The organism is Tateyamaria sp. (genome assembly GCF_039940735.1).
GTDB lineage: Bacteria > Pseudomonadota > Alphaproteobacteria > Rhodobacterales > Rhodobacteraceae > Tateyamaria.
In genome coordinates, this window is record NZ_JBDVGB010000092.1 from 39,297 (window position 1) to 48,424 (window position 9,128).

Here is a 9,128-nt window from a genome sequence, read left to right on the forward strand (position 1 = left end):
GACATCATGGACCAAACCCAAATTGATAGCCTCCGCGCGCAGCCAGTTCCGGCATTTAACCATCTGATTGAAGGCAAACACGTGCCCGCCAGCGATGGGCAGGTGATGGATATCCTATCGCCCATCGACGGTCAGGTTTTGACGACCACTGCCAAGGGTACAAAGGCGGACATGGAGGCGGCCATCGCATCCGCGCGTGCCGCATTCGAGGATGGGCGTTGGGCGGGGCAACCACCTGCTGCGCGCAAAAAGGTCATGCTGAAATGGGCCGATTTGATCGAGGCGCATGCGCTGGAATTGGCGGTTCTTGGCGTGCGTGACAATGGCACTGAAATCAGCATGGCGATCAAGGCAGAGCCGGGATCGGCTGCTGCGACGATCCGTTATTATGCCGAAGCGCTCGACAAAGTGTACGGCGAGATCGCGCCGACGTCCTCTGACGTTTTGGGCATGATCCACAAGGAGCCTGTCGGCGTTGTCGGCGCGATCATTCCTTGGAATTTTCCACTGATGATTGGTGCTTGGAAGCTTGGGCCGGCTTTGGCGATGGGCAATTCCGTTGTTCTTAAGCCATCGGAAACGGCGTCGTTGTCGTTGATGCGCATGGCCGATCTTGCGCTTGAGGCTGGTTTGCCGCCGGGCGTCTTGAACGCGGTCACAGGCGAAGGGGCAGTCGTTGGTGAAACGTTGGGCCTGTCGATGGATGTGGATGTTTTGGTCTTCACCGGTTCTGGCGGTACGGGACGTCGGTTGATGGAATATGCAGCGCGTTCGAACATGAAACGCGTTTATCTGGAATTGGGCGGCAAATCCCCCAATATCATTTTTGCCGATGCACCAAATCTAGACGAGGCGGCCAAAGTTGCGGCGGGCGGCATTTTCCGCAACGCAGGGCAGGTCTGTGTCGCTGGATCACGGTTGCTGGTCGAGGCGTCAATTCATGATGAATTTGTCGCTGCCGTCGCCAAAGCCGCTGAAGCTATGCGCGTGGGTGATCCATTGAAAATGAACACGCATATTGGGGCTGTGAATTCTGAAGTACAATTAAATGCGAACCTTGGCTTTGTCGAAACAGCGAAGTCCGAAGGTGGCCACATTGTCACCGGGGGCAACCGCGTTCTTCAAGAAACGGGGGGCTATTACATGGCCCCCACGATTGTCACAGGAGTGGATCAAAACGCGACCTTGGCCCAAAAAGAGGTCTTTGGCCCCGTTCTTGGTGTGACCCCGTTTTCGTCTGATCAAGAAGCCATCCAAATCGCCAATTCCACCGTTTACGGGTTGGCGGGCGGCGTGTGGACATCAAACCTAAGCCGTGCGCATCGCATGATCCTTGGTGTGCGGACGGGTGTTGTGCATGTGAATACTTATGGTGGGCCGGACGTCACCGTGCCTTTGGGTGGCGTTGGCCAATCGGGCAATGGGGCTGACAAATCGCTGCATGCCATCGACAAATACGTCAACCTCAAGACCGCATGGATCAAACTGTAGGAGCTTTCCAATGACCGATAAAACCATCCTCGTGATTGGAACCTATGACACCAAAGATGACGAACTTGGGTATCTTGCCGGCGTTATCCGCGACCAAGGTGGGCGTGTTGTTACGATGGATGTGTCGGTGCTGGGTGATCCGTCGAAACCTTGTGATTTTTCGAAACATGACGTTGCTGAAGAAGGTGGTAGTTCGATTAAGGCTGCAATCGACAGCGGCAATGAAAACACCGCGATGCAGATCATGGGGCAGGGGGCTGCATTACTAACCGCCCGCCTGCACCGCGAAGGCAAGATTGACGCAATGATTGTTCTTGGCGGCACGATGGGCACGGATTTGGCGTTGGATGTATGTTCGGCTTTGCCATTGGGCGTGCCAAAATACATCGTTTCGACCGTGTCCTTTTCGCCCTTAATTCCAGCCGAACGGTTGGCCGCAGATACGCAGATGATCCTTTGGGCGGGCGGGCTTTATGGCCTCAATTCTGTTTGCAAAGCGTCGCTTAGTCAGGCGGCTGGCGCTGTTTTGGGTGCTGCGCGCGCGGTTGAGCCTATGAACCAGAGCAAACCATTGATCGGGATGATGTCGCTCGGCAAAACTGCGCTGCGTTATATGGTGCCGTTGAAGCCAGCATTGGAAGAACGTGGTTTTGAAGTGGCGGTATTCCACGCCACCGGCATGGGTGGGCGCGCATTTGAAAGCCTAGCCGCGCAAGGGGCGTTTGCATGCGTGTTTGACTTTTGCACTCAGGAACTTGGCAACCATATTCAAGGCTCGAATATCTCTGCCGGAGCAGACCGTTTGACCAACGCCGGCGCAAACGGCACCCCTCAAATTGTGGCGCCAGGGTGCTATGATTTGGTGGATGTGGTTGGCTGGAAACCGATCGATGACAAATGGGCGAACCATATGAAACACGCGCACAACCGTTTGTTGACGTCGATTGTGTTGCAAGCGGCGGAAACCCAGCAAGTCGCGCGGGCGCATTGTGAACAACTTGCCACTGCAAAGGGGCCTGTCACGATGATCTTGCCGGAAAAAGGTTTGGGTGAATGGGACCGAGAAGGCGCTGACTTGCATAACGCCGAAGGGTTGGCTGCTTTCTTAAATGAGATTGAAAAAAGTTTACCGGCGAACGTTTCTGCCCAACGAATTCCGCATCACATCAACGACGCAGGATTTGCCGAAAAGGCATTAGAGGTTTTTGACGCGTGGTGCGCAGATGGAACTGTGAAAACTGCGTAATCGTCTGATGCAGTGATCCACTATGACTCGTCGTTGGGTCTGCAACAGGCTGTTGGAGGCGCGAAAATCGTGTTGGTGACTTCACGGACTCAATTCGACGGCTTGGACCACAATATGGGTCTATAATTAGACGAAACAAAATCGCGGTCAGCAGGGCCATTTATCCTGAAAATGCGTTGTTAGTTACAAACGTAACCTTTATGTACATATCAACTCGTGACAAGGAGGCAACGATGACCGACCAGACACATCCAACTCGCATGACGCAGGCTCCGTCTTTGGCGGGCCCTCATGCTGGGTACATGCCCGGTTTTGGCAATGACTTTGAAACCGAAGCCCTGCCAGACGCCTTGCCTCAGGGGATGAACAGCCCGCAGAAATGCAACCATGGCCTTTATGGTGAGCAGCTGTCTGGCACGGCGTTCACCGCGCCGCAGGGGCAGAACGAACGCACGTGGTGTTATCGCATTCGTCCGTCAGTAAAGCATTCACATCGCTATACAAAAATCGATCTGCCGCATTGGAAATCGGCGCCCAATATCGTGCCCGATGTCGTAAGCCTTGGGCAATACCGTTGGGATCCGTTGCCCCATAGCGACGCACCATCGACATGGTTGACCGGCATGCACACCATGACCACGGCGGGGGATGTTCACACGCAAGTGGGCATGGCGACCCATGTCTATCTGGTGACGGAAAGCATGGTTGATGAATACTTCTTTTCGGCGGACAGCGAGATGTTGGTCGTCCCGCAAGAGGGGCGCTTGCGGTTCTCGACCGAGCTGGGAATCATCGACGTCGCACCACAAGAAATCGCGATCATTCCACGCGGGTTGGTCTACCGCGTCGAGGTACTGGAAGGCCCGGGCCGCGGATTTGTTTGTGAAAACTATGGGCAGAAATTTGAATTGCCCGGCCGTGGCCCCATTGGGGCAAATTGCATGGCGAACCCGCGCGATTTCAAAGCACCTGTTGCTGCCTTTGAAGACCGCGAAGTGCCATCAACGGTCACTGTGAAGTGGTGCGGTGAATTCCACGAGACTAAAATCGGTCAGTCTCCGTTGGATGTGGTTGCGTGGCATGGAAACTATGCGCCAATGAAATACGATCTGCGCACCTATTGCCCTGTTGGTGCGGTTTTGTTTGATCACCCTGATCCTTCGATCTTTACTGTTTTGACGGCCCCGTCAGGCCAAGAAGGCACGGCAAACATCGACTTCGTGCTATTCCGCGAACGTTGGATGGTGGCCGAAGATACTTTCCGTCCGCCTTGGTATCACAAGAACATCATGTCCGAATTGATGGGCAACATTTACGGCCAATACGATGCGAAACCCAAAGGGTTCATTCCGGGTGGGATCAGCCTGCACAACATGATGTTGCCCCATGGACCGGACCGCAACGCGTTTGAAGGCGCATCTAACGCCGACTTGAAGGCTGTGAAGCTCGATAACACGATGTCGTTTATGTTCGAAACACGCTTTCCTCAGCAGTTGACTGAATTTGCAGGAACCAAAGCGCCGCTGCAGGACGATTACATCGATTGCTGGGCCGACATGGAGAAGAAATTCGACGGGACGCCGGGTAAGAAATGAAACTTTATTCCTACTGGCGTTCAACCACATCATATCGGATCCGCGCGGCGCTGAACCTAAAGGGCATCGCCTATGACATGGTGCCTGTTGACCTTGTGGCAGGCGATCAGCGGGCCGAAGGCTACGCAGGCCTGAATCCGGGTAAGGGCGTGCCGACGTTGGTGCTGGACGACGGCACAGTGTTGACCCAATCGATGGCGATCTTGGGCTATATCGATGCCACATGGCCTAATCCGCAATTGATCCCCGCTGATCCATTGCAGCGGGCCAAGGTGATGGCCGTGGCTGATACGATTGCACTTGATGTGCATCCGGTGAACAACTTGCGCATAATTGGTCAGCTTAAATCGCGGTTTAGCGCCACGCCTGAACAAGCAACCGATTGGATGTGCCACTGGATGGAGCAAGGGTTTTCGGCCGTCGAAGCCCTGTTACCCAAAGGTGATAAGTTTGCTTTTGGTGATGTGCCAAATATCGCTGACATCTGTATCACGGCCCAAGTTTACAACGCCCGCCGTTGGGGCGTTGACCTTAGTCTTTTTCCAAACATCACGCGCATTGAGCAGCTTTGCCTGGAAAACCAAGCCTTTGCCGATGCACACCCCGACAATCAGCCTGACGCGAAAGTATGATAATGACATTGATGAAAAGCTGGGTTGCCAGCGCGAACACTGCGGACACTCCGTTTCCCCTAAATAACCTGCCATATGGTGTGTTTTCGGTTGATGACAGCGAGCCGCGATGCGGCGTCGCGATTGGGGATTACATCCTTGATATGGCGGCTGTTGAGGACGCGGGGCTGATCGAGCTGGACGAGGATGGCGCATTTGATCTGCCGTTCTGGAATGACGTCATGGAGTTGGGACCAGAGGTCTGGGCCAAACTGCGCGCGCGCTTGCAAGACATGCTGGTCGAAGGGTCTGCTGATCAGGCCGCAGTCGAGCCCTATCTGGTGCCGCTGGCAGCGGCCGAATTGCACATGCCCTTGTTGGTCGCTGAATACACTGACTTTTATGCTGGCAAACAGCACGCCCAAAACATGGGTGCGATCCTGCGTGGTTCACCCGATTTGCCTGCCAACTGGTTGCACATCCCCATTGGTTATAATGGGCGCGCGTCATCGGTTGTTGTGTCAGGCACTGATATCCATCGCCCTAATGGGCAGTCCAAAGCACCTGATGCAGACATGCCGTCGTTTGGCCCGTCCAAGCGCTTGGATATCGAGTTGGAAATGGGCGCGATTGTGGGCACATCTTGTGACCACGGCACGACTATTACGGTTGATCAGGCCGACGCGATGATCTTTGGTTATGTGTTGCTCAACGACTGGTCCGCGCGCGATATCCAAGGTTGGGAATACCAGCCGCTTGGCCCGTTTCAGGGTAAAGCATTTGGTACTTCGATCTCGCCTTGGATCGTGACCACCGCCGCGCTGGAACCGTTCCGCACAGCGACCCCGCCACGGGAAAAAGAACTGCTGCCCTACCTGAACAGCACAACTGACGGCTTGTTTGACATCGAACTCGAGGTGTTGATGCAGCCCGCAGGGGCCGACAAGGCGACTTCGCTTTCCAAGACCAACTATAGCCGGATGTATTATTCCGCCGCCGAACAACTATGCCACCACGCAAGCGGTGGGTGCGGTATGAGCGCGGGCGATTTGTTGGGGTCCGGCACGATCTCTGGCCCTGAAAAATCCGAATACGGATCGCTGATGGAGCTCAGCTGGGCTGGGCGTGAACCCTTCACGCTCGACACTGGAGAAACGCGTACATTTATTGAGGACGGCGACACCCTGACCCTGCGCGGCGCGGCCAAAGGTGACGGTTATCAAGTTGGGTTCGGCGCGTGCGAAGGCACGATCCTACCTGCAATCAAATTCCCCGCATAAAGGACTAAGAAAATGGCAAAAGCATTCGCATCCCAAGGGGATATGTCTGAAAAGAAAATCACCTTTGACGAAGTAGGCGAAGGCCTGTGGGCGTTCACCGCCGAGGGCGATCCAAACTCTGGCGTGATCATCGGTGACGACAGTGTTATGATCGTTGAAGCACAGGCGACCCCTCGTTTGGCCAACAAGGTCATCGAAAAAGTGCGGGAAGTCACAGACAAACCAATCAGTCACGTCGTGCTGACGCATTACCACGCGGTGCGCGTGTTGGGGGCCTCGGCTTACGGCGCAGAACAGATCATCATGTCTGACGCCGCGCGTGCGATGGTGGTGGAACGTGGTCAAGAAGATTGGGACAGCGAATTCCAACGCTTCCCACGTTTGTTTGAAGGCTATGAAAGCATCCCTGGCCTCACGTACCCAACAGCGACATTCAGCGACAGCATGACTGTTTATATGGGCAAACGTCGCGTTGATATCAAACACATTGGCCGCGCGCACACGGCTGGCGATGCAGTGATCCATGTGCCTGACCAAAACGTCATGTTCACGGGCGACATCGTTGAGGATCATTCCGCTTGTTATTGTGGTGATGGTTATTTCGGTGATTGGGGCCAAACGCTCGACAACATCAAGGCCTATGATGTGGACGCAATTGCGCCCGGTCGTGGTGCTGCATTGATCGGCAAAGACGCGGTTGAACGTGCGATCGAAAGCACACGTGATTTTGTCGACAGCACCTATCGCCCCGCCCACAAGGTCGCGATGAAGGGCGGCAGCCTCAAGGATGCATGGGACGCTGTGCGTGCGGAATGCGATCCGAAATTCAAGGACTACGCGATCTACGAACACTGCCTGCCGTTCAACGTCAGCCGCGCCTATGACGAGGCGCGCGGTATCTGGCACCCTCGCATTTGGACGGACAAACGCGATTTGGACATGTGGGCACAGTTGCAAGGATAGGATCCAAACAGATGGTAGATGTCAGATACGACCTCGCGTTTAAACTGTACCCCTATGAACAAGTGGCCGCGACGGCCCCCGTGCGTCACCCTGTGGTGATCGTGGGGGGCGGACCAATCGGTATGGCCGCCGCACTTGATTTGGGGCGCAAAGGAACGCCGGTTCTTGTGTTGGACGACCACGAAGGGGTCGGTCAGGGCAGCCGTGCCATCTGTTTTGCCAAACGTACGTTGGAGATTTGCGACCGCCTTGGGGCGGGGCAAACCATGGTCGATAAGGGTGTGGTTTGGAATGTGGGCAAAGTGTTTCACGGCGATGAACGCGTGTTTGAGTTCAACCTACAACCTGAAGACGGCCACAACCGCCCTGCGTTTATCAACCTGCAACAACCCTACTTTGAAAAGTTCCTCGTGGATGAAATCCGCAAGGCGCAAGCCGATGGATGCCCGATTGAAATTAGGGGTCGCAACGCGGTCATCGGATTGGAACAGCACAATGATCACGTCACGGTTGAGGTTGATACACCTGATGGCCCCTACCAGTTAGAGGCCGATTGGTTGATTGCATGTGACGGCGCGCGTTCACCCACACGCGATCTATTGGGTCTCAGTTTTGACGGGCGGGTGTTCGAGGATAACTTCTTAATCGCCGACGTCAAAATGACCGCCGATTTCCCGACCGAACGCTGGTTCTGGTTTGAGCCACCGTTCAAAGATAGCGGCGCTTCGGCCTTGCTGCACAAACAACCCGACGACATTTGGCGCATTGATTTCCAGCTTGGTTGGGACATCGACCGCCCGAAGGAATTGAAGGAAGAGAACATTCGCGCCCGCGTTGATGCCATGCTGGGCGAGGGGGCTGAATACGAATTGGAATGGACGTCGATCTATACATTCCAATGTCGTCGCATGGAAAAGTTCCGCTATGGGCGTGTTCTGTTTGCAGGTGACAGTGCGCACCAAGTATCGCCATTTGGCGCGCGCGGTGCCAATTCAGGCGTGCAAGATGCGGACAATTTGGCCTGGAAGCTTGACCTGGTGGTCAAAGGGCTTGCGCCTGACAGTTTGCTTGACAGCTATTCCGAAGAACGCGTGCATGGTGCCGATGAAAACATCTTGAATTCGACCCGTGCCACCGACTTCCTGACACCTAAAAGCGAGATCAGCAAAACCTTTCGCAATGCAGTTTTGGAACTGGCACAAAAGCATGCTTTCGCGCGGCCTTTAGTCAATTCTGGCCGGTTGTCGATGCCCTGCGTTTACGACGGGCTTTCGCTGAATGGGCCGGATGCCTTGAAAGGCCCTGCGCGCAGTCGTGTTGGCACGGCTTGCTCTGATGCGCGGCTGGCCGACGGGTTTTTGTTGAACAAGTTGCAGGACGGTTTCACGGTTCTTGCCATCAATACTGAGGGTCCGAACATCTCGGATGTGAACGGGATTGGTTTGGAGACCGTGCAATTGAACACAAAGACCGATGACCCGCATGGCGACATTGCCGCGCGGTATCTGGGGGATGCAGAGGGCGCTATTTATCTGATCCGCCCTGACCAACACGTGGTTGCCCGTTGGGCAACAGCCACGGCTTCGGATATCGAAACAGCTGTGCGCATTGCGATAGGGCAAAGGAATTAATCGTGGAACTTAATCTAAATCCGAACATTTCCGACCCAGATGGATTCTATGACGAGCTTTTGGGCGCGCATCAGGGGTTAAGCAAGGAAGACAGTGACGCGTTGAATGCACGGCTGATCCTTATTCTTGCCAATCACATCGGTGATCGGGACGTGTTGCGGGCTGCTTTGGAAGCCGCAAAATAAGTGACAGATGTGCGCGATACGTGAAACTGTGAGCGATACCTGAACCGCGACTCCTATTGCTTCAGAGGGTAGGGGCTGCTGTCCATCTCCTCCAGCATCTTTTCGCGGAAGACCTCGGCTGGTGTC

8 protein-coding genes are annotated in these 9,128 nt (G+C 54.9%); all 8 read left to right on the forward strand.

Annotation, left to right across the window (positions count from 1 at the left end; translation table 11 throughout):
• Window positions 1–6 precede the first annotated feature (6 nt).
• The 8 genes from ABJF76_RS19510 (at window position 7) to ABJF76_RS19545 (ending at window position 9,002) form a co-directional block, all read left to right on the forward strand.
• Window positions 7–1,491: an aldehyde dehydrogenase gene (locus tag ABJF76_RS19510; RefSeq protein ID WP_413819949.1), complete on the forward strand. Its 1,485-nt coding sequence runs from the start codon at window positions 7–9 to the stop codon at window positions 1,489–1,491.
• A 10-nt stretch (window positions 1,492–1,501) separates the two neighbouring features.
• Window positions 1,502–2,737 carry a Tm-1-like ATP-binding domain-containing protein gene (locus tag ABJF76_RS19515; protein WP_413819948.1) on the forward strand — a complete coding sequence of 412 codons (1,236 nt, stop codon included), beginning with the start codon at window positions 1,502–1,504 and terminating at the stop codon, window positions 2,735–2,737.
• Window positions 2,738–2,970: 233 nt separating this feature from the next.
• On the forward strand, window positions 2,971–4,332 hold the full coding sequence (gene hmgA, locus ABJF76_RS19520) for a homogentisate 1,2-dioxygenase (RefSeq protein ID WP_413819947.1): 1,362 nt from the start codon (window positions 2,971–2,973) through the stop codon (window positions 4,330–4,332).
• Window positions 4,329–4,964 carry a maleylacetoacetate isomerase gene (maiA, locus tag ABJF76_RS19525; RefSeq protein ID WP_413819946.1) on the forward strand — a complete coding sequence of 212 codons (636 nt, stop codon included), beginning with the start codon at window positions 4,329–4,331 and terminating at the stop codon, window positions 4,962–4,964. Before hmgA ends, maiA begins: the two co-directional genes overlap by 4 nt.
• Window positions 4,965–4,966: 2 nt before the next feature.
• A complete protein-coding gene (gene fahA, locus ABJF76_RS19530; RefSeq protein ID WP_413819945.1) occupies window positions 4,967–6,223 on the forward strand; it encodes a fumarylacetoacetase in 1,257 nt (418 codons plus the stop codon).
• 12 nt (window positions 6,224–6,235) lie between these two features.
• A complete protein-coding gene (locus ABJF76_RS19535) occupies window positions 6,236–7,186 on the forward strand; it encodes an MBL fold metallo-hydrolase (protein WP_413819944.1) in 951 nt (316 codons plus the stop codon).
• A gap of 11 nt (window positions 7,187–7,197) precedes the next feature.
• Window positions 7,198–8,817 (forward strand): FAD-dependent oxidoreductase, encoded by a 1,620-nt coding sequence (locus tag ABJF76_RS19540; protein WP_413819943.1) that lies wholly within the window; start codon window positions 7,198–7,200, stop codon window positions 8,815–8,817.
• 2 nt (window positions 8,818–8,819) lie between these two features.
• A complete protein-coding gene (locus ABJF76_RS19545; protein ID WP_413819942.1) occupies window positions 8,820–9,002 on the forward strand; it encodes a DUF2783 domain-containing protein in 183 nt (60 codons plus the stop codon).
• The last annotated feature ends 126 nt before the right edge of the window (window positions 9,003–9,128 follow it).